This is a genomic window from Hirschia litorea (assembly GCF_042665075.1).
GTDB classification, from domain to species: domain Bacteria; phylum Pseudomonadota; class Alphaproteobacteria; order Caulobacterales; family Hyphomonadaceae; genus Hirschia; species Hirschia litorea.
In genome coordinates this window covers 91,061-110,218 of sequence record NZ_JBHTBR010000005.1, presented here as the reverse complement: position 1 = coordinate 110,218, position 19,158 = coordinate 91,061, and the positions used below count along the sequence as shown (strand labels likewise).

Below are 19,158 nucleotides of genomic sequence, written 5' to 3'. Positions count from 1 at the left end.
GAGGCTGGGATTATGGCTAAAACTATTCGTCTTATGCCAGCTTTGATAGCTGTTTCAGTTGGGTCTTTGGCCTTTAAAGCTGTCAACATCGCTGAAGCGGCTACCGATGCTAAAGAGCCTGAACACGCTGAGGCACCCGAACATGCTGAAAATGATGGGTATGATATGCCCGATATTCAGGATGATGAAGGTTTGCATGATTCAAATTCTGATCATGATTCCATGACAGAAGTTGATTTTTCCGATGTGGAAGACTCAAGCGATAGCGCGTGTATGGCTGTGCCAGATTTTTCCGCTGAAACAGGATTATCCCAATACGAAATACAAGTTCTACGTTCTCTCGCAGACCGCCGCATGGAATTGGATGATCGGGCAGAACAACTAGACACGCGTGAACAATTAGCCGCTGCTGCCGAAGCGCGTCTTGATGAACAAATCGCAGAGCTAAAAAACTTAGAAGCGAGTGTGCAGACACTATTGGCGTCGATGGATCAAAAACGTGATGAACGTCTCGAAGGGCTAGTGAGTGTATATCAAAGCATGAAGCCCAAAGATGCCGCACGTATCTTTGAAACGCTCAGTGATGATGTCTTGCTTGAAGTGTCTCAACGGATGAAATACGCGCAGTTGGGTGCCATCATGTCCTCCATGTCTTCAAAGCGCGCAGAACACCTTACGCGATTATTGGCCGAACGTGCAGAATTGCCTGAATCTGCTGATGAATTATTGGCGCAAGCTGGGTAAGTCTATTTTGAAACAAATCCGCACCATATTCTCCTGCATACTCAATACCAAAGCACTGAAACTAGCGCTTTTGGCGACAGCTGTGCCTATGGTTTTGACCCAACAGGCCTTGGCGCAACGAGTCGTGTCACTGACTGCGGATGACAAAGGAGGGTATGCGCGTCTTGTTGCAAAATGGTCGGATGGGGATGAAACCGCACCCCAAATTGATGCAAGCATTCAAAGTCGTGTACTTGTTTTAAAATTCTCTGAACCTGTTGTGCTAGACATGACGCCGGTACGCGAAAATTTGTCCAACTGGGTCGCACTCGCGCGAATGGATGCTGATGGGAAAACAGCGCGGATTGCACTAAAAAAGCAGGACGCAAGATTACATTTATCAAAGTCTATAGATTTAGTGTCTGTGGATATTCTGCCAGAAGATAATAATAGTGATCCTGCTGATGTTATTTCGCCATTAGTTGAAAAGCGTAAAGCGCAGGCGATTGCTGCAAAGATTGCAGAAATACCTCCGCCAGTAGAATTTATAGATGAGCTAACTGTGCGCGCATCAGAAGCGGCGGGACGCACACGAATTGCCTTTTATTGGCCAAAGGATGTTGCATTTTCGGCTGAAAAATCAGGTGATACTTATTCTGTGAAGTTCGATCACCGGGCTAAACCAGATATCGCGCATTTGAATATTGAGCCTCCTGCCGAAATGACTCATGCTGATTTTAGCAATGATGATCTTGGCATGTTGTTCAATTTGCACCTCGCAAGTGATGTTACGCCCAACGTCTATAAAGAAGAAAATGTAGTGGTTGTTGATTTGGCATCGCGTGATGCAATCAATGAAGCCAAAGCAGAGAAGCAAAAGCGTGACGCGATACTAGCAGCTGCTGCGCAAGCGGAAGACGAAGCTAAAGAAGAGGTAAGGCAGACGCATCACACAGAGGTAGCAGCACCCCAGCAGGATGCGCAAAAAACAGTAATTAGTGCACCAGCACCGAAGCCTAGTCCGATGAAATTGGCGCTTCCCGAAGTCAATAAAGAGCCTGAAGCAGCTGTATTTGGATCTTCATCTGAAGCTATGGGGCTTTCTAGAGACGTTAAACAAACGACTACTTTTGAGCCCAATAACGTGTCTCAAGTAAAGGTTGATTCCGATGAGGAATCCCACACGCGTGGTCCTAGGGAAACGTTCTTTAGAGGGGACTGGGCAGAGCCAGCACCAATATCAAAAACGGTTAAGGCAGAAATTGAATCTCTTCCAAATGGTCTAGCAATAACAGTGCCTTGGCAGGCCCCGGCACCCGTTTCTGTGTTTAATCGACCGCCTGCAAGTTGGATCGTTTTTGCCGTTGATTCCGAAATAGAAATTGATCCAGACCAAGTTCCATCTCGCTATAATATTGAGGTTATTCGTCAAAAAGATGTGGTCTTAATGCGGGTAGAAGCGCCAGAAGGAATGGTCGCCTCCGCACAATCGGAAGGCACTGCATGGACTATCACATTCGCGCCAGCCGCCGTCCAACCCGAGCGTTTTTTAAAACCCGTAAGAGAAACCTCTGAAACAGGTCGCTCCAGTATCGAAACACCTCTGATTGGTGCCGCCGGTGTTGTCTGGTTCACAGACCCAATAGTAGGCGATGAGATCGCTGCTGTGGTCGCTTTTGGACCCACTTCAGCATCTACCACCCCGCGCAGCTTCGTTGAAGCTGAAATGCCATCTACAGCGCATGGTTTGGTTGTAATTCCGTTAGCTGATGATGTATCGGTTAAATTGCATGGTGAACGTGTTGTCGTTACATCCTCGCGTGGAATGGCTATGTCCGACGGAGTTGGCAGCGCCTCAGGTTCCTATGCAAAAATGAGCTCTGATACACCTACACCGGCTTTTATAGATTTTGATGCATGGGGCGGACTAGAAGGTAATTATTTCTTCGCTCGGAAAAGTGAATTAACGCGCGCTGCAACGGCTCGAGACCCTTCCTCCAAAGCGGGTGCGGATGTGTTGACTGATTTAGCGCGTTTCTACATTGGTCATGATTTTGGCGCTGAAGCTTTGGGAGTTTTGGGAACCGCACTGGATGGTCGCCCTTTACTCGAGCAAGAGGCTGAATTCCTTGGATTGCGCGGTGCTGGTTTAGTGATGATGAAGCGCTACAAACTGGCCGAAGAAGACTTGTCTAAAGGACCGTTGAGGACTGATAAATCAGCACTTTTATGGCGCGGTTATGCCGCCGCCAAGATGGGGCAGTGGGAACGTTCAAATGACTTTTTTAGACAAGCTGAAGAGCTTATATTTGCCTATACGGGCCGTTGGGCAGCGGAGTTTTATACGACTGCCGCTGAAGCAGCATTGAAAGCAAATGAGCTGGATCGTGCACGCCAACTAGCTGGGCGAGCGGCAGGAACAAGTTATCGTGAAGCTGCGGAAAGTGCATCTTTGCTTCTTGGGCGAATAGATGAAGCTGTAGGTGAGACAGAAAAGGCGTATAATCAATATATTACGCTGACGAACGACGCGAGTGAGCCTGTTGCAGTGCGTGCCGAACTGCACCGACTAGATCTAGGTGCCAAGCTTGGAAAAATTACACCTTCGGAAGCTGCAGATCAGTTGGATACTCTGCGGTATCGCTGGAGGGGGGATGCTACTGAGATGGCAACTGTCGGCATCCTTGCTGATCAGTATATGAGTCTGGGCAGGTTCCGTGAAGCTTTGTTGCTGACTCAATCTGCTGCACTGAGGAATCCCGATGAACCAGGTGCGCGTGAATTACGTATTCGCTTAGTTGAGTTTTTTAGAAAATTGTACCTTGACGGTGAAGCTGAACGCTTAGATCCGATACAAGCCTTGGCGCTATTTTACGAGTTTAAGGATTTAACACCGATTGGTGAAGACGGGGATCGTATGATCCGGAAATTGGCTCGTCGGTTGGTCGCATTTGATCTCTTAGATCCGGCGACAGAACTATTGCAGCACCAAGTAGACAATCGTGTGCGAGGGCAAGGTAAAGCTGTGATTGCTGTTGACCTTGCTTCTATTTACTTGATGGACCGACAACCAGATCGTGCGCTGGCTGCAATTGCATCTTCTCGTCAACCACGTTTGCCACGAGAATTGGCGTTGCAGCGTCGATTGCTGGAGGCTGGCGCATACCGTGACATGGGGCGTTCAGACCACGCAATTGAATTGCTTGAGGGCCTTGAGGGGTTGGAGGCAGCTTCCATTCGTGCAGATGCGTATTGGAAAGGCGAAAAGTGGCCTGAAGCAGCAGAACAATTGGCAACTATGCTGCCGGTCGCTGAAGAGGCCGATAAATCTCACATGGACCTTGCCTTAAAGGCTGCAATAGCTGGTCGACTTGCAAAAAATTTGGGGCTGCTCGATAAACTACACACTGGCTATGCGCATCTGTTCAAAGATACAGCAAATGAGCAGAGCTTTAATCTGATCACATCTCAGACAGACATAACTGGAGCTGCGTTATCGGAAGCTGTGCGTCGAATGGCAGACGCGCCGCGTGTAGATGCCTTCGCGGCGAGCTTGAAACAGCGCTTTAATGGCGAAGACGACACGCCGCCATCATAAGTCATGAGCATGGTTAGTGTGTAAGCCTAATCTGTTGACAGTAACGCAGGATGGAACTTTGCTTTAATGTCATCGTAGACATTTTCTTCTACAGTGTCTGGTGTATTTGGGTGGCGTTCATCATCTGGAGTTTTGACACTTTTGTCTGAGCGCTCCATTTTTCGGGCATAGGGTGAGCTTGGTTTTGGTTGACCATCGTCACGAAATACACCGCGATCTACTTGGACAGCATCTTCTGGCGTAACCTCGTCATAGCCGCGCTGCCTATTTTTCTCGTCAATTTGCTGGGCATCAAGTGGCTTTGTTTTTGAACGATTTTTCATGATTCTCTCCATTGCTTCGTCCAAAATTAACTCATGCCGAGCACCAAAGTTCCTTAAAAGTGATGTACGTTATAAATTCAGATGCAATTGATACGAGAGAAAGAATGGTCATTTATTCGAGCATATCCGTGCATTCCTTTGGAGAATAAAATGACAGACAAATGCCCTTATCAAACAACAACAGCCGGAAACCCCATCTCTGACAATCAGAACTCATTGACTGCAGGAGAGCGTGGCCCAGTATTGTTGCAGGACTATCAATTGATTGAAAAACTGGCGCACCAAAACCGAGAACGTATTCCGGAGCGCGTCGTGCACGCGAAAGGCTGGGGAGCACACGGCACTTTCACAGTAACGCATGATATCAGCAAATATACGAAAGCTAAAATATTTAGTGAAGTGGGAAAGCAAACACCAATTTTATCGCGGTTTTCCACTGTGGCCGGTGAGGCAGGTGCTGCTGACAATGAGCGTGATGTGCGTGGTTTCTCTGTTAAATTTTACACTGAAGAAGGCAATTGGGACTTAGTTGGCAATAATACGCCAGTATTTTTTATTCGCGATCCGCAAAAATTCCCTGACTTTATTCACACCCAAAAGCGTCACCCAAGAACCAATTTGAGAAGCAATACGGCGATGTGGGATTATTGGAGTTTATCTCCTGAATCCTTACACCAAGTGACTATTTTGATGTCTGATCGTGGATGCCCAACAACGCCAATGAATATGAATGGCTATGGGTCTCACACATTCAGCTTCATTAATGCAGACAATGAACGTTTTTGGGTGAAATTTCACTTCAAAACACGCCAAGGCCACACCTTCTATACAAATGAACAAGCTGCAGAGAAAATTGGACAAACGCGTGAAGGCTATCAGGAAGCACTCTTTGGCGGCATTGAAAATGGCAACTTCCCACAGTGGGAGGTGAAGGTTCAAGTCATGCCGGAATCTGATGTTGGTAAGACATGGTATAATCCATTCGACCTAACGAAAGTGTGGCCGCACGGTGATTATCCACTCATTGACGTGGGTGTGATGGAGTTAAACAGAAATGCGGATAACTATTTTGCAGAGATAGAGAACGCTGCCTTTAGCCCATCCAACATTATTCCCGGTGTTGGTTTCTCACCTGACAAAGTGTTGCAGGCTCGTTTGTTTTCGTACGCAGATGCTCACCGTTATCGCTTGGGAACGCACTATGAGAGCTTGCCAATAAATCAACCTAAATGCCCAGTTCATCATTATCACAAAGATGGCGCAATGAATTATCACGGCCCGAAAACTGGCAATGCAGATGCCTATTACGAGCCAAATTCGGTGTCTGGTGCAGCTAAAGAAGCGCCAAGCTTTGCGGAACCGCCGCTAAAATTGAGTGGAGATGCAGACCGGTATAATCACCGTGACGGTAATGATGATTATCGCCAAGTGAAGGATTTGTTTGACTTATTTGACGATGGTCAAAAACAGCGTCTCTTCAATAATATTGCTGACGCAATGGAAGGTGTTCCCGCTGAAATTATCGAGCGTCAAATGGTGCACTTTGGGCGTGTTGATGCTGCCTATGAAGCTGGCGTGCGCGAAGCAATCGCTGCGAAGTAGGGGCTTGTCTTCAAATTACGTAAAATAAAAAGGACTGGCGGTATCGCCAGTCCTTTTTTGTGGCAGTTATTCAGCCTCAAATTTTGTTTCTTGAATCTCAATTGCGCCGATAATCGGCTTGCCGACGAGCGCATCAGTTGGCTCATCAAAACATTCGCCGCGAAGGGCTACCCAGCCTGAAGGAAATGCAGTTTCTGTGAAAATCAGCTTTAAACGGCCCCAGCTTCTGTAGGTATCGCCTTGTGCATCAACAATCCCGACTTCACATGCTGTGCTTGCGCCTGCTATCGGTTCGACCCAATAGCCTTCAAAAGTATGATCACGATTATCGTAATTGCCCGCTAAGTCTTTAATATAGGCAATTCCCATGACATTTTCGCGCATTGTTGGGAAATGTAAGACCGCATATTCGTTTATTTCGTCAGCATAAATCACGTTGCCAATTTCTGTTTTCCAAACTTCATCTGCATGTGCTGTGGAGAAGAAAACGGATGTCAGTGCGACTGCGCTTATAGATATCCAGTTTGAAAGTTTCATATGCTGTCCCTCACGATTAAAATTAATCCCATTTTAGAGTAAGCGCTGAAAATGAGGAAAAAGGAAGGCGATGTGTTAAAGGAACTGCTTCATGAGATGTTTGGAGGCTACCTTCGCGATTATCGCAAATTTGTAATTCTGAATGCCATTTCTTATGTGTCTGTATTTAAGGGAAGCCTATTAAATAAGGTGTGAAAACTCGTTTGGCTTTAAATAAGGTCTCTATTTGTTTTTATCAGTTTTAGGTTCATTAAACACAATGTGATCTTTGATAGGAAGAGTTGTACTTCGAATAGGATCGTCTTCTGAAACGTCCTTGTTTGGACTTTTGCGCAATTCTATCCGATTTGCAAAATATTCCCATTCTCCAATGGGGTCATTTCGCTCGTGTTGAAAAACAGTTAGATATCGAAAGCCACCAACATATACTATATTTTTGTTTTCTGCTTGAAGGGCTTCAATCTCCTTTAAGTCTAGGGGGTATTCTTTTGTCCAGATATAGCCCCCCGCAGGGATATCAATTGAGTGTTCTGTTTGGGGAATTGTGACTTCAATGTCTCATATAGGCTGGCCTTTGTAGACTGGGATACTTTTTACACTTGCAAAAGACTGAAACTTTTTTGCGGGACTGTTTCCAGTGTTTTCTATCGTCATTTTCAATCTTATAGAACCACTGTTTCGATCAATATTGAATTTCAAACCGGTATTGGAGAGCCATGCTCTAGCTTGGGATTCGCCGATGTTTCTTGTTATATCGTTAGTGTCCTCCGCAATCTTAATGGCTTTTGAAGTTAAATTTGTTGCGTTTTTAGCTTCTCGCAGCATTTCCAAACTTGAGCGAAGAGTAAGTCCAACGAGGACGGTACCTACTAAAGCAACAAGCCCCATGAACATAGACCAGAATGCCATTGTCCGTTGTGCTTTTAGGTCTTTTTCTGCTCGATATTCGTCTCGAAATTTATCATGGTCTTCGATCGGGGTGATGTCACCATTGGTGATGACAAAAGGTGCAGATCGACATTGGGTAAAATTGCCAGCTTCACATGCTTCAATCTGTTGAGTTATCGCGCTCTCTGAATTTGGAGTTTCGACACCAAAAATCCAAAAACCAACAACTGTGAGAGCTAGAAAAAGGCCCAATAAGAGGCCGCTACCAAAGCTCCACATAGATTTTTGGGCGACTTCATCTTTGTGTTTTTCGTTGTTGCTTTGCAAAATTTAGCGTCCCCATAACTGTAGGAGACTACAATTAAAGGTTGGTCAGTCTTTGCCAAGTGGATTCATCAACAACGAGAAATTAAAGCCCGTCCTCATTGGGGGGAGTTGGCTTTAGGTCCATAAAGTCGAAAATGGATTTGTCGGCCAGATGGCTGGGGCGTACATTCATAAGGGAGCGGAACATGGTTTGGCGGCGGCCGGGTGATTTTTGTTCCCACTCATTTAGCATTTGCTTCATGGCGTTGCGCTGCAAGCCTTCTTGTGTGCCACATAAATTACACGGGATAATCGGGAACTGCATCGCTTTAGAAAAGCGTTCAATATCGCTCTCAGCACAATAGAGCAGTGGACGATGCACCTTTATGTCGCCTTCATCATTTAGCAAAGTGGGTGGCATAGCAGCCAGGCGTCCGCCGTGGAACATATTCATCATGAAAGTTTCAAGGGCATCGTCGCGGTGGTGACCTAACACTATCGCGTCACACCCTTCTTCTCGAGCTGCATTGTATAGAATGCCGCGGCGAAGACGGGAACATAGTGCGCAGTAAGTGGCTTTAGCTGGCGTCTTCTCTTTGACGATAGAATAGGTGTCTTCGGTGATGATGCGGTAATCCACGCCGATACTTGAAAGGTAATCAGGCAAGATATGTTTTGGGAAACCAGGTTGTCCTTGGTCTAAGTTTACAAACAATAAGTCAACAGGAAGCGCGCCTTGCCATTTAAGGTCTAATAGGGCTGCCATGAGGGTGTAGCTATCTTTCCCGCCAGAGAGGCATACCATCCATTTATAGGGCTTTTCACGAGTGCGGGCATCATCTGGGATGAGCGCAAAATCATCAATGACTTCTTTTGTTAAACGTACAATGGATTTGCGGGTTTTCTTGAAAGTGACCGATTTGGGCGTATTGGCAAATATGGGATGATACGGCTCAAACAATTGCGCGTCTTGGGCATCAATAGAGACCGTCAGTTCTTTATCTTGAACTTCGTCCATTTGGGCGCCGTCAGAGTTTGATTCAGGCTTCGTCGCAGAACGCGAATGTGATATGTTTAGTGTGTGCTCGCTCATTTGCTCAGCGATATCGGTTTGTCAGGATAGAGCAAGTGTAAAATGGATGTTGAGTCGAAATTTCTTACTAAAAAAATCCTACCCTATGCGCCAAATAGGAGAAATATTCGGTCTTTAGGCGGTAAAATTCTGCATTTATGTGACGCTCCTATGCATATGTGACACGCAAAATTGTTAAAATTCAAACAAAAATCACCTATGTATCGTCAATGTATAGACTTTTCTTTTTATTAAATTCAGTTAGTTAGCTATTAGGGTGGTAATTTACCATAATCTGTATAGTGACAAACATAACGCCGTATGTCATAAAAGTGTCATGAAACACGCATCAATCATTCTGTGCGTGTTAGCTGCAAGCGTTATGCCTGTCGCTAATGCGCAAATTGCTGGAGACACACCAGCTCGGGCGTTTGAAATTAAAGTAGAAGGCGCTGTCGCTCCTTCGGGCTTGCACCAACTCACTTACCCATACCTATCGGGTGTAAAGAGTCGTGCTGGTTCATGTGATTTATCTGTGAAAGTAGATAATAACGGCAACATTGGCGCAGTAAGCGTTGAAGCATGTTCGTCTGACGACTTTGCTGCTGAGGCAAGCAAACTTGTTGCACAAGATGATACAGTTGCTGTGGCGCAAGTACACCCACTTCACATTGAATGGACTATGGACAACTAAGTTCAATACAATTTCAGATTCAGCTCGATACTTATCGAGCGTCATATAATTACACCTGTTATGTCTACCCCCAACCCAGACATGACGTGGTGTGAAGCAGCAATGAAGCGGTGTACGACTATAAACGTGCGCCGCTTCATTGTCTTTGGGGTTAATTTTCTCCGCTAAGGGTTTTTAATTGCTAAAATATTGTTAAAGATGTGCGCAAGTTCGTATCGACTCTACAAATGAGCCGAGCGTTTAAACGGGGAAATATAATGCTACGCACATTTATGGGCAAACTAGCTATTGCCGGGCTTACCAGTTTAGTTTGCGTTGCTTGCGCTTCTGCTCAGACAGAACCACAAGAAAAACAGTCATTTCAAATTCCAGAAGAGGTTTCATCAACTGCACAGGCATTAGCCCAAAGTGCGCTGGAAAGCGATTTGGCGTTTGAAATTATCGAAGATTTGACGACATCTGTTGGGCCGCGTCTCGCGGGGACACCTCAAGAAGCGCGTGCACGAGAATGGGCTATGGTCAAGTTTAAAGACCTGAACTTCCAAAATGCGTGGACGGAAGAATTCGAGCTGGATCTGTGGACACGCGGACGTTCAGTGTATGAAGAAGTTGCACTCACAGCACCATACCCTCAACCACTATATGCAATTTCATTGGGCGGCGGCGGCGCAACACCTGAGGACGGGCTAGAAGCAAAAGTCGCGTATTATGAAAGTTATGACGCCTTAAAAGCTGATGAAGGTGCTGACCTGAAAGGGAAAATTGTTTTCGTGGGTGATCGAATGACATCTTCGCAAACAGGGGAAAGCTATGGTTGGGCTAATCGAAAACGTCGTGATGCATGGGTAATAGCCGAGGATCGCGGTGCTGTGGCACTGTTCATTCGCTCTGTCGGGACATCTAATAATCGTTTTGCGCACACAGGAATGATGAATTTTCCTGATGACCGTCGTCCCAAAATTCCAGCGCTTTCAGTATCAAATCCCGACGCGGACCAGATTGAACGCATCGCACGTTCTAGTGAGACTATGAGTATCCGCTTGAAGACTTATGCTGGCTGGCAGGGTAAGTCGATGTCGGGGAATGTAATTGCCGAGATAAAGGGGCGCGAGCTGCCTGATGAAATCGTGGTGATAGGTGGTCATCTTGATAGCTGGGATACGGGCACGGGTGCATTGGATGATGGTGCAGGGGTTGGTATCTCCATGGCAGCGGCAAAATTGATTGCTGATCTACCCAAAGCTCCGCGTCGGACAATTCGTGTTGTGTTGTTTGGAGCTGAAGAGGTCGGTCTTCTTGGGGCGCGTGCTTATCTAGCGGAGCGTATCGAAGATGAGACAGTTGAAAATCATGTCATGGGATCGGAGTCAGACTTTGGTGCACGCCCGATTTGGCGTTTTGGTTCAAATGTGGGGCCGGATGCCGTACCTGCTATGGATGCGATTGCACGAGAAATGGCATTTTTAGGTATCATTCGCGGTAATAATAAAAGCGGCGGCGGGCCTGATATGATTCCGATGATGATGGCAGGAATGCCGGTGGCAAGCCTAGATCAGAACGGAGCGGATTATTTTGAATACCACCACACACCAAATGATACGTTGGATAAAATTGACCCCAAGGAACTACAGCAAAATGTAGCAGCATGGACGATATTTACGTATCTAGCAGCTGAATTGGATGTGGATTTTCGCGCTGGGAGTGGTGACAGCGAATAGAGTTTAAATGTGAGTAGAAAATGAAAGCGGCGCTTGGTGTAAAACTGAACGCCGCTTTTTCGTTGTTAGCAAATGGCTTTGAATAGCTGGTTTAAACGATTATAACGTGCTGGCAGCTGCCTGTTGCGTAGTTTTACAGCATAGAGAGTTTCTTCTACCGCTTTGGTAGACTTAATTACATGCACCAAGTTTTTGTGAGGAAAGCTATCGAGTGCACTGCGTGGTAAAACGGTAAAACCTATGCCTTTTGATATAGGCAAAAGAATTTGGCTAAGTTGATTTACGTAGCCTGACTTGGGCATGCTCTCAGTCTTTAATTTTTTCAAATTTGGATCGCCGCATAGATCAAAATAAAGGTTGATATAATGCGCAGCAGCAGGATGTTGAATAAGGCCAAGGGATTGTATGCTGGCAGCAATGCCATCCTCGAATTTAGCACTTTGGGGAAGAATGAGGCATAATTCTTCGGTGCCAACGGGGGTGATATCAAGTTGGTTTTGAGTTGGGTGTTGAGTCACAACTCCTAAATCAGTTTTACCGTCCAAAACATCCGACAAAATTTTGCGGTTTGGCGCAACTTCCAGCTCAAAAATGAGTTTTGGGTGTACTTTTTGAATTTCGAGGAGGGCGGGATATAATTTTAATGCAAATGAACCAGAGCAAGCCAGCTTGCATATACCTTCATCGGGATTGTCAAAATTTAGTGCTTCTAAAAGCTTCGTTTCATTGGTTTGGAGTTGACTTGCGTATTCAAGGATTTGCCGCCCTTGCTCTGTTAATTCCAAACGTTTGTTGTCGCGCTTGAGTAAGGTGTGGCCACAAGTTTCTTCAAGCTTTTTGATATGCTGACTGACACCTGGTTGAGTCATGTTCAATTTTTCAGCCGTTAAAGTGAAGTGACCGACTTCCATGAGTGTCTTGAAGGTGTTGAGCCAAATTGGATTGAGCATTTTTTTATTTGTCATAAATTTAAATTATCAAAATAAGAATAATAGATAATTTTTTAAAATGCAATTGATGCTCTAGTTTGAAGGTGAGAGTTGGAGAGCCAGCTCATAAACTTCACAAAGGCAGATGCTATGTTTCCTCAAAATAACACAACATACCCTCGATCATTTTCACATATTGGAATTTCGGTGCCGAACTTGGAGGCAGCCGTGAAATTTTATACAGAAGTGCTGGGCTGGTATCTTATTATGCAACCAACACAAATCGTTGAAGATGATTCCGCGATTGGCGAAATGTGTACTGATGTGTTTGGAAAAGGCTGGGAAAGGTTCCGTATCGCACACTTGTCAACAGGGGACAGAATTGGTGTCGAATTGTTTGAATTTAAGAACCAAGAAAACCCAGAAGACAATTTTGAATACTGGAAAACGGGAATATTTCATTTCTGCGTTCAAGACCCTGATGTTGAAGGACTTGCGGAGAAAATCGTCGCAGCAGGGGGTAAAAGACGCATGAAAGCGCCGCGCTATTATTATCCCGGTGAAAAGCCATACCGTATGATTTATATGGAAGACCCGTTTGGCAATATTTTGGAAATTTATAGCCACAGTTACGAACTACACTATGCGGCCGGCGCGTACGCTTAAAAGGTGAGAAAGAAGTTGAGAAAGCGGCGCTCAGTGTAAAACCGAGCGCCGCCTTTCTTGTGCTTGGAGATGTCATTGACGGGCAAAACCAAGAATTGAACAGCTCACTTGATTAATTGCTCAATAAATGCGGAACATGATCGTTAGATTTGCTGCTTGGATGAACCAGTTCTGCTTTTCAGTGAAGTTTAGAATTCTGTGTTCAGAGTTTTCTTTAGGTTTTGACCATGGGATTTTGGTGTGACGATCAGTGTATACGAAATGATTTCTTTAGGTGCCTATTTCGTCTTGATGATGGCGATCGGGTATTATGCGTACCAAAAATCGACCAGCAACATATCTGAATATATGCTAGGGGGACGCCGGCTTCATCCTGCTGTTGGAGCCTTATCTGCTGGTGCTTCTGATATGAGTGGCTGGATGTTGATGGGGTTACCCGGCGCTGTTTATTTATCGGGTGTGAGTGAAGCATGGATTGCGGTAGGCCTCACTATTGGGGCTTATTTGAACTACAGGTTCGTTGCTCCTCGGCTTCGCGTTTATACAGAGCTTGCTAAGGATTCTATTACATTACCCGATTTCTTTGAGAACAGATTTGAGGACGCCAGTCATGCGTTGCGCTTTATCTCTGCGCTTGTGATTATTGTGTTTTTTACGCTCTACACGTCTGCTGGTATCGTTGCTGGAGGGAAGCTGTTTGAAGCTAGTTTTGGGATGGATTATCAGCTGGGGTTGTTTGTAACTGCGGGTGTTGTCCTAGCTTATACGGTGATTGGCGGCTTTTTAGCTGTGAGCCTCACAGACTTTGTTCAAGGCTGTATAATGTTCATCGCGCTTGTGCTCGTGCCTATCGTAGCGTTTGGGGGTGTCGGCGGGTTAGAGGGGATGGAATCGCACATAGCGGACGCTGGCGCGCGTACAACCGGAATGGTTGACTATTTTAGCTGGACGAAGGGTACGTCTCTAATGGGCGTTATTTCTCTATTGGCATGGGGACTGGGATATTTTGGTCAGCCACATATCATTGTACGTTTTATGGCTATCCGGTCGTTAAAAGATATTGCTATTTCGCGATATATTGGAATGTCTTGGATGATTGTAACTGTGACGGGCGCTGTGATTGTGGGAATGGTGGGGCTGGCCTATGTTCAAAAAAGCGGTCTGCAGGCGACGTTCTCTGATCCTGAAACAATCTTTATTCTATTGTCGCAAACGCTCTTTCATCCGTTGATTTCTGGATTTCTTTTAGCAGCTATATTAGCAGCAATTATGAGCACGATTTCTTCACAGTTACTGGTCTCTTCAAGTTCACTAACGGAAGATATTTATAAGACATTCTTTAAACGCCATGCGGCGCAGTCAGAGCTTGTGCTTGTTGGACGTATCGCGACCGTGCTTGTGTGTGGCGTGGCTATAGCTTTGGCCTTTGACCGCTCGAGCAGTATTTTATCGCTTGTCGGGAATGCTTGGGCAGGATTTGGTGCAGCATTTGGCCCGATAATCTTACTGTCTCTTTATTGGCGAAATTTCACCCGCAATGGTGCATTGGCTGGTATGATAGCAGGCGCTTTGACCGTACTATTTTGGTTGTTTGCGCCGATTAAGATTGATGGGCAGGCTTTGTCTTCAATAGTATATGAAATTATTCCTGGCTTTGTAATTTCAACCATTGTGGCGGTAGGGGTGAGCCTAGTTTCGCAGCGGGTGAATGAGATGGATGGAGAGTTTGAGGCAATGGAAAAAGAGATGAAAACGCTGCCAAAATATTTTCTATAAGCCCCCCAATGGAGGCAACTTGCAATGCGCGGTGTCATTTTTAGCTTGGGAAAGTTACCCTGGTGGTCCAGCTACAAAGCTTTCGACGAGGGAGCCTGCGAGTAGACGCCAGCCATCTACCAATACAAAGAAAATCAGCTTGAAAGGCATAGAGATAGTCACAGGCGGTAGCATCATCATACCCATGCTCATGAGGATAGACGCGACAACAAGGTCGATGACGAGGAAGGGCAGGAAGATCATAAAGCCAATCTCAAAGGCGCGTTTGAGTTCAGAGATCATGAAGGCGGGTGCTAAGACTTGAAAGGGGGCAGCTTCTGCGCTTTCAAGTGTATCTATCTTTGCCATGCCCATGAAGAGAGCGAGGTCATCTTCTTGTACGTGCTTGGCCATAAACGCTTTTACCGGAGCTGCTGCGCGTGGGAGGGCGTCTTCTAGCTCAATGGATTCAGCCATAAAGGGTTCGATACCATCTTTGTAGGCAGCTTCAAATGTTGGAGCCATGACGAAAGCGGTGAGAAAGAGTGACAGTGAAATAATTACCGCATTGGGTGGGCTTTGCTGTAATCCCATGGCTGTTCTTAAGAGCGACATCACCACAACAATACGCACGAAACTTGTCGTCATAACGAGTATGGATGGGGCAAGCGAGAGGATGGTGATGACACCTAGCATCTCTACCACACCGCGTGTGAGGCCTTGTCCTGTGCCTAAATCAAATGAAAATTCTTGCGCAATACCAGCAGGGGCAAGCATCAATGTTCCAAACAATAGCAGGGAAACACGCGCGAAGGTTTTAGCAAGGCGATGTGGGACGCGCATTATGATTTGTCCTGCTTGTTGCCGATGTTGAGCTTTGGAAGGGCGGATAAAATTTGCTGCCGTAAAGAGGGCGGTGGTTCTGTTGGTGGGACAGTAGACGTCTGCTGGGGAAGAGGCGTTTCTTGAGGGGGAGGCGCATCACGGCTGGCGATAAGGCATTGGTCAGTTTGGCTAAGACACAGTAAATGCTCTTTATTATCCCAATGTACGACAGCTAATTTGCGCCGCGAATCCATGCCTCGCCACTCAACAATCCGAAGATCAGAACGGGAATTTGTGACATTTGCGCGAGAATTAGCATAGCGACGGCCAAGCCACCCCATGCCTAAAATGAGGGACAACACAAAGATAAGCGCAGCAGTCGCTTTTATAAGTTCTTCCATGATCCGCCCCGTCAATTTGCCAATTGCATTCTGCTTTTGGCGTGGTGTTTAGACTAAATTCAAACGGTTTTGTTAACTTTTCGGTGGTCTTAGTAAATGAGTCGTTAACACGTATGCACAGAATTTTAAAAACTCCTTAACCTAAAGGGTGTTTCCTGCCGAGTAGAGGGCTGTTTTTGCCGAGTGATTTGTTCTCGGTAAGAGTTTTAGGCTCATAACAAGTGAATGGAGATCGCACGTGACGGGCCCGGCAGATATACCACTTTTTGGAATGATGAAAGCCCGCATGGACATGCTGGGTGAGCGTCAGAAGGTATTGTCAACGAACGTCTCTAACGTGTCTACGCCCGGTTATACGCCGTCTGATGTGGATATGCAGGCCTTCAGCGCAGCGCTTGCTAAGGGGCAGGTAGGTGGACGCTCAGGCTCTGCTGGTGGTGTGGGTATGGCGACCACCCAGCCTGGTCATATCGCGGGTGCCAGCCGCGCACCGCTTGTTGCTGGAATGCATATAAAAGATGCCCCAGATTCTGAAACCACCCTCGATGGCAACTCTGTTGTGGTTGAAGATCAGATGATGAAGATTGCGGAAAACCGCATGGAGTTTGAAACAATTGTTGGTCTTTACAATAAGAGCCTGTCGTTAATGCGATTGGCTGCGAAGACACCGCAATAAGGAAGAGGAATTAAGTCATGTCTAGCGATCTAATGTCTGCAATGTCTTCAGCCGCTTCGGGGTTGCGCGCGCAAACTGTGCGTATTCGTGTGTCTGCTGAAAACCTCGCCAATGCAAATTCTACGGGGGATAAGCCGGGCGCTGACCCTTATCAGCGCAAAGTGCCGGTCTTTAAAAATTACTTGGACCGCGAAACAGGAGCTGAGCGCGTGAGGGTTTCTGGTGTCCGTGCTGATACCGCGCCGTTCACGTTGAAATTTGACCCGACACATCCGGCAGCGGATGAAAGCGGCATGGTAAAATTATCCAACGTTTCCTCTCTCGTCGAGATGACGGATATGCGTGAGGCGCAGCGTGCGTATGAAGCTAATTTGAACGTTGTAGAAGCTAGCCGCTCTATGCTGCTGGCTGCCGTTGATATTTTGAAACGTTAGAATAGGGGCTGAATATGGAAATCGGTACAGCAGCCGCAAACGCCTATATGAAGGCCGCACAATCGGCGGTTAAAGTTGAAGGCGGTGCAGACGAATTAAGCGGTATATCTGGTCAACCATTTGGCCAGTTTTTAGATGCTGCAATCTCCAAAACGACTGGAGCTGCCTCTCAAGCTGAAAATGCAATCACTTCAGCAGCAATGGGAAATGCAGACCTTGTGGATGTGGTGACAGCTGTAGCCGCAGCCGAAGCGACTTTGGAAACAGTGGTGGCCGTGCGTGATCAGGTGATCAAAGCGTATCAAGAAGTTATGCGTATGCCGATTTAGGTTGGCTTGTGATTGAAATAGATCAATTAAGCCTAAAAGCCCGAGCTTGCGTGCTGTGCGAGGATTTGCCGCTTGGGCCTAAGCCTTTGTTTAAGGTCGATGAGCAAGCAAAAATTCTGATTGTGGGGCAGGCGCCGGGGCGCAAAACACATGAAGCGGGTAGGCCGTTTTTAGACGCGTCGGGTGTGCGCTTGCGCGAATGGTTGGGCGTGAGTGATGAAGTTTTCTATAATGATCCACGCATTGGAATTTTGCCGATGGGGTTTTGTTTTCCCGGCACAGGTAAAGGCGGAGATTTACCGCCGCGTGCTGAATGTGCACCTGCTTGGCGCAGATCATTTTTGGCCGGTATGCCAAGTGTAGAGCTAACTTTGGTTATTGGCAAATATGCGCGTGATTGGCATTTGCCAGATCGCAAGAATGAAAGCATTACTCAGACAGTATCTGATTGGAAAGCACTTGCACCTGACGTCATTCCTATGCCGCACCCAAGCCCGCGCAATAATCGGTGGTTAAAGCAAAACCCGTGGTTTGAAATAGATGTTTTGCCTATATTGCGAGAGCGTGTGCGGCGCGCGCTAAGCTAGATAGATACAATGTCTGCATGATCATTTAGCCACAAGCCGAGTGCAAATAACCCCACCAATAGAACGGCCCAAACAGCCAAATTTATCCGGCGGGATTTAGCTGCGTTTTGTTTTTGTAGCCAGCGGCGAGGCTGGACGCCTTTCCAAACGAAAACGATTTGTGTGGATAAGAGAACGCAAACCACATTCAGCAAAACGAGGATGGCAGCTATTGCCGCATTTCGGGTATCACCCGCGCCCAAATACATTGCGGATGCAGCGGAGGGAGGTAGCAAAGCAACGGCCACCATAACGCCGACAAGTGAAGATGAGAGGCCACCTGTGAGAGATAAAGCTGCGGCTGCGCCGGAAGCTAAGGCCAGAGCAATTACTTCTGGACTGATATGCGTGCGTGCTATCAATTCTTGACTGTCGAGATTAACAGGAAAGAGGATTGCTAGAAAGAAAACTGTTCCAAAACCAATGGCTAAACCGGTTATGGCTGTACGGGCCGATTGTAACATCATCTGACCCGAGCCAAGTGCCGAGGCAAGGCTGAAGCCAAGAATTGGCCCCAATAAGGGGGCGATGACCATTGCACCGATGACAACGGCAACATTGTTTTCGTTTAACCCAATAGCAGCCACGATCGCAGATAGAACTGTCAGTACGATGAAATCAACTGTCAGTTTACTGCCGCCCATAACCTCTTCAACCAATGTTTCGCGCATGGCTTGTTTGCGAGATTTCTTTTTGTCTTCATCTGAAGTTTCAGAAGGTGGCTTTTCATTGCGCGGAAGTGTGGCTTCGACGTCAAAAAGGGTTAGGCGCCACTGGTCCTTGGATGAAAACATATTCTGTACAGCATCCATAAGAGATTGGCCTTCACCATCTTCAAGCAAGACATGGACGGTTTGGCGGTTTTCGTCGGGTTCTGTATCGCATGACCAATCAATCGGATTGGCATTTTTTACAGCCGTTTCAACACGCTTTTGATAGCTGGCTGGATAGGTGAGCTTGATGTTTTTCATAAAAGAATATGCCCAGATATTGCTTGAAATAGCAGCCCAGCATTGAAGATTGTTGAGGTGAGGTCAATCATAGGAGCTGCGTTAC

The 19,158-nt window shown here is 46.4% G+C and carries 19 protein-coding genes; 11 read left to right on the top strand and 8 right to left on the bottom strand.

Features of this window, described 5'->3' with window-relative positions; translation table 11 throughout:
- Window positions 1-12 precede the first annotated feature (12 nt).
- A complete protein-coding gene (locus ACFQS8_RS09245; RefSeq protein WP_382167035.1) occupies window positions 13-744 on the top strand; it encodes a MotE family protein in 732 nt (243 codons plus the stop codon).
- On the top strand, window positions 719-4,321 hold the full coding sequence (locus ACFQS8_RS09240) for a tetratricopeptide repeat protein (protein ID WP_382167034.1): 3,603 nt from the start codon (window positions 719-721) through the stop codon (window positions 4,319-4,321). The genes ACFQS8_RS09245 and ACFQS8_RS09240 overlap by 26 nt, the downstream gene beginning before the upstream one ends.
- A gap of 26 nt (window positions 4,322-4,347) precedes the next feature.
- Here ACFQS8_RS09240 and ACFQS8_RS09235 read toward each other — a convergent pair whose 3' ends face one another.
- Window positions 4,348-4,644, bottom strand: coding sequence for a hypothetical protein (locus tag ACFQS8_RS09235; RefSeq protein WP_382167033.1), 297 nt, complete (start codon window positions 4,642-4,644; stop codon window positions 4,348-4,350).
- Between the two features lie 150 nt (window positions 4,645-4,794).
- On the opposite strand from ACFQS8_RS09235, the gene ACFQS8_RS09230 reads away from it, so the two are divergent.
- Window positions 4,795-6,246, top strand: coding sequence for a catalase (locus ACFQS8_RS09230; protein WP_382167032.1), 1,452 nt, complete (start codon window positions 4,795-4,797; stop codon window positions 6,244-6,246).
- Window positions 6,247-6,312: 66 nt separating this feature from the next.
- On the opposite strand, the gene ACFQS8_RS09225 is transcribed toward ACFQS8_RS09230, so the two are convergent.
- The 3 genes from ACFQS8_RS09225 to ttcA all read right to left on the bottom strand — a co-directional run bounded on the left by ACFQS8_RS09225 (window position 6,313) and on the right by ttcA (window position 8,959).
- Window positions 6,313-6,783, bottom strand: a complete 471-nt coding sequence (locus tag ACFQS8_RS09225; protein WP_382167031.1) for a hypothetical protein — start codon at window positions 6,781-6,783, stop codon at window positions 6,313-6,315.
- 558 nt (window positions 6,784-7,341) lie between these two features.
- Window positions 7,342-7,998 carry a hypothetical protein gene (locus ACFQS8_RS09220; RefSeq protein ID WP_382167030.1) on the bottom strand — a complete coding sequence of 219 codons (657 nt, stop codon included), beginning with the start codon at window positions 7,996-7,998 and terminating at the stop codon, window positions 7,342-7,344.
- 82 nt (window positions 7,999-8,080) lie between these two features.
- Window positions 8,081-8,959 carry a tRNA 2-thiocytidine(32) synthetase TtcA gene (gene ttcA, locus ACFQS8_RS09215; RefSeq protein WP_382168589.1) on the bottom strand — a complete coding sequence of 293 codons (879 nt, stop codon included), beginning with the start codon at window positions 8,957-8,959 and terminating at the stop codon, window positions 8,081-8,083.
- A 427-nt stretch (window positions 8,960-9,386) separates the two neighbouring features.
- Between ttcA and ACFQS8_RS09210 the strand changes: the two genes are divergently transcribed.
- Together ACFQS8_RS09210 and ACFQS8_RS09205 are read left to right on the top strand one after the other, a co-directional pair.
- Window positions 9,387-9,743 carry a hypothetical protein gene (locus ACFQS8_RS09210; protein WP_382167029.1) on the top strand — a complete coding sequence of 119 codons (357 nt, stop codon included), beginning with the start codon at window positions 9,387-9,389 and terminating at the stop codon, window positions 9,741-9,743.
- Between the two features lie 257 nt (window positions 9,744-10,000).
- Window positions 10,001-11,461, top strand: coding sequence for a M20/M25/M40 family metallo-hydrolase (locus ACFQS8_RS09205; protein ID WP_382167028.1), 1,461 nt, complete (start codon window positions 10,001-10,003; stop codon window positions 11,459-11,461).
- A 65-nt stretch (window positions 11,462-11,526) separates the two neighbouring features.
- Here ACFQS8_RS09205 and ACFQS8_RS09200 read toward each other — a convergent pair whose 3' ends face one another.
- Window positions 11,527-12,411, bottom strand: coding sequence for a LysR family transcriptional regulator (locus ACFQS8_RS09200; protein WP_382168587.1), 885 nt, complete (start codon window positions 12,409-12,411; stop codon window positions 11,527-11,529).
- Between the two features lie 129 nt (window positions 12,412-12,540).
- On the opposite strand from ACFQS8_RS09200, the gene ACFQS8_RS09195 reads away from it, so the two are divergent.
- Both ACFQS8_RS09195 and putP read left to right on the top strand, forming a co-directional pair.
- Window positions 12,541-13,056: a lactoylglutathione lyase family protein gene (locus tag ACFQS8_RS09195; protein ID WP_382167027.1), complete on the top strand. Its 516-nt coding sequence runs from the start codon at window positions 12,541-12,543 to the stop codon at window positions 13,054-13,056.
- 291 nt (window positions 13,057-13,347) lie between these two features.
- Window positions 13,348-14,832 carry a sodium/proline symporter PutP gene (gene putP / locus ACFQS8_RS09190; protein WP_382168585.1) on the top strand — a complete coding sequence of 495 codons (1,485 nt, stop codon included), beginning with the start codon at window positions 13,348-13,350 and terminating at the stop codon, window positions 14,830-14,832.
- 54 nt (window positions 14,833-14,886) lie between these two features.
- Here the strand turns inward: putP and fliP are convergent, their stop codons facing one another.
- Complete coding sequence (gene fliP / locus ACFQS8_RS09185; RefSeq protein ID WP_382168583.1) at window positions 14,887-15,588, bottom strand: flagellar type III secretion system pore protein FliP; 702 nt, start codon at window positions 15,586-15,588, stop codon at window positions 14,887-14,889.
- 65 nt (window positions 15,589-15,653) lie between these two features.
- Window positions 15,654-16,037, bottom strand: a complete 384-nt coding sequence (locus tag ACFQS8_RS09180; protein WP_382167026.1) for a FliO/MopB family protein — start codon at window positions 16,035-16,037, stop codon at window positions 15,654-15,656.
- Window positions 16,038-16,275: 238 nt separating this feature from the next.
- On the opposite strand from ACFQS8_RS09180, the gene flgB reads away from it, so the two are divergent.
- From flgB to ACFQS8_RS09160, 4 genes are read left to right on the top strand one after another with little or no spacing between them, the layout of a single operon-like run.
- A complete protein-coding gene (gene flgB / locus ACFQS8_RS09175; RefSeq protein ID WP_382167025.1) occupies window positions 16,276-16,713 on the top strand; it encodes a flagellar basal body rod protein FlgB in 438 nt (145 codons plus the stop codon).
- 17 nt (window positions 16,714-16,730) lie between these two features.
- Window positions 16,731-17,147, top strand: a complete 417-nt coding sequence (gene flgC / locus ACFQS8_RS09170) for a flagellar basal body rod protein FlgC (protein ID WP_382167024.1) — start codon at window positions 16,731-16,733, stop codon at window positions 17,145-17,147.
- Window positions 17,148-17,161: 14 nt separating this feature from the next.
- Window positions 17,162-17,476, top strand: coding sequence for a flagellar hook-basal body complex protein FliE (fliE, locus tag ACFQS8_RS09165; protein ID WP_382167023.1), 315 nt, complete (start codon window positions 17,162-17,164; stop codon window positions 17,474-17,476).
- Between the two features lie 8 nt (window positions 17,477-17,484).
- On the top strand, window positions 17,485-18,063 hold the full coding sequence (locus tag ACFQS8_RS09160; RefSeq protein ID WP_382167022.1) for a uracil-DNA glycosylase family protein: 579 nt from the start codon (window positions 17,485-17,487) through the stop codon (window positions 18,061-18,063).
- On the opposite strand, the gene ACFQS8_RS09155 is transcribed toward ACFQS8_RS09160, so the two are convergent.
- Window positions 18,060-19,073 (bottom strand): TIGR00341 family protein, encoded by a 1,014-nt coding sequence (locus ACFQS8_RS09155; protein WP_382167021.1) that lies wholly within the window; start codon window positions 19,071-19,073, stop codon window positions 18,060-18,062. The two genes, ACFQS8_RS09160 and ACFQS8_RS09155, sit on opposite strands and share 4 nt — an antisense overlap.
- Window positions 19,074-19,158: the final 85 nt, after the last annotated feature.

Bases quoted from the DNA above. Each gene is read 5' to 3' on its own strand.
- ACFQS8_RS09235 (WP_382167033.1), bottom strand. From the start codon at position 4,644: ATGAAAAATCGTTCAAAAACAAAGCCACTTGATGCCCAGCAAATTGAC.
- ACFQS8_RS09200 (WP_382168587.1), bottom strand. From the start codon at position 12,411: ATGCTCAATCCAATTTGGCTCAACACCTTCAAGACACTCATGGAAGTC.
- ACFQS8_RS09230 (WP_382167032.1), top strand. From the start codon at position 4,795: ATGACAGACAAATGCCCTTATCAAACAACAACAGCCGGAAACCCCATC.
- putP (WP_382168585.1), top strand. From the start codon at position 13,348: ATGATGGCGATCGGGTATTATGCGTACCAAAAATCGACCAGCAACATA.
- flgC (WP_382167024.1), top strand. From the start codon at position 16,731: ATGTCTAGCGATCTAATGTCTGCAATGTCTTCAGCCGCTTCGGGGTTG.
- ACFQS8_RS09245 (WP_382167035.1), top strand. From the start codon at position 13: ATGGCTAAAACTATTCGTCTTATGCCAGCTTTGATAGCTGTTTCAGTT.
- ACFQS8_RS09180 (WP_382167026.1), bottom strand. From the start codon at position 16,037: ATGGAAGAACTTATAAAAGCGACTGCTGCGCTTATCTTTGTGTTGTCC.
- ACFQS8_RS09225 (WP_382167031.1), bottom strand. From the start codon at position 6,783: ATGAAACTTTCAAACTGGATATCTATAAGCGCAGTCGCACTGACATCC.
- ACFQS8_RS09210 (WP_382167029.1), top strand. From the start codon at position 9,387: ATGAAACACGCATCAATCATTCTGTGCGTGTTAGCTGCAAGCGTTATG.
- ACFQS8_RS09205 (WP_382167028.1), top strand. From the start codon at position 10,001: ATGCTACGCACATTTATGGGCAAACTAGCTATTGCCGGGCTTACCAGT.
- ACFQS8_RS09155 (WP_382167021.1), bottom strand. From the start codon at position 19,073: ATGAAAAACATCAAGCTCACCTATCCAGCCAGCTATCAAAAGCGTGTT.
- ACFQS8_RS09195 (WP_382167027.1), top strand. From the start codon at position 12,541: ATGTTTCCTCAAAATAACACAACATACCCTCGATCATTTTCACATATT.
- fliE (WP_382167023.1), top strand. From the start codon at position 17,162: ATGGAAATCGGTACAGCAGCCGCAAACGCCTATATGAAGGCCGCACAA.
- fliP (WP_382168583.1), bottom strand. From the start codon at position 15,588: ATGCTTGCCCCTGCTGGTATTGCGCAAGAATTTTCATTTGATTTAGGC.
- ACFQS8_RS09240 (WP_382167034.1), top strand. From the start codon at position 719: ATGAATTATTGGCGCAAGCTGGGTAAGTCTATTTTGAAACAAATCCGC.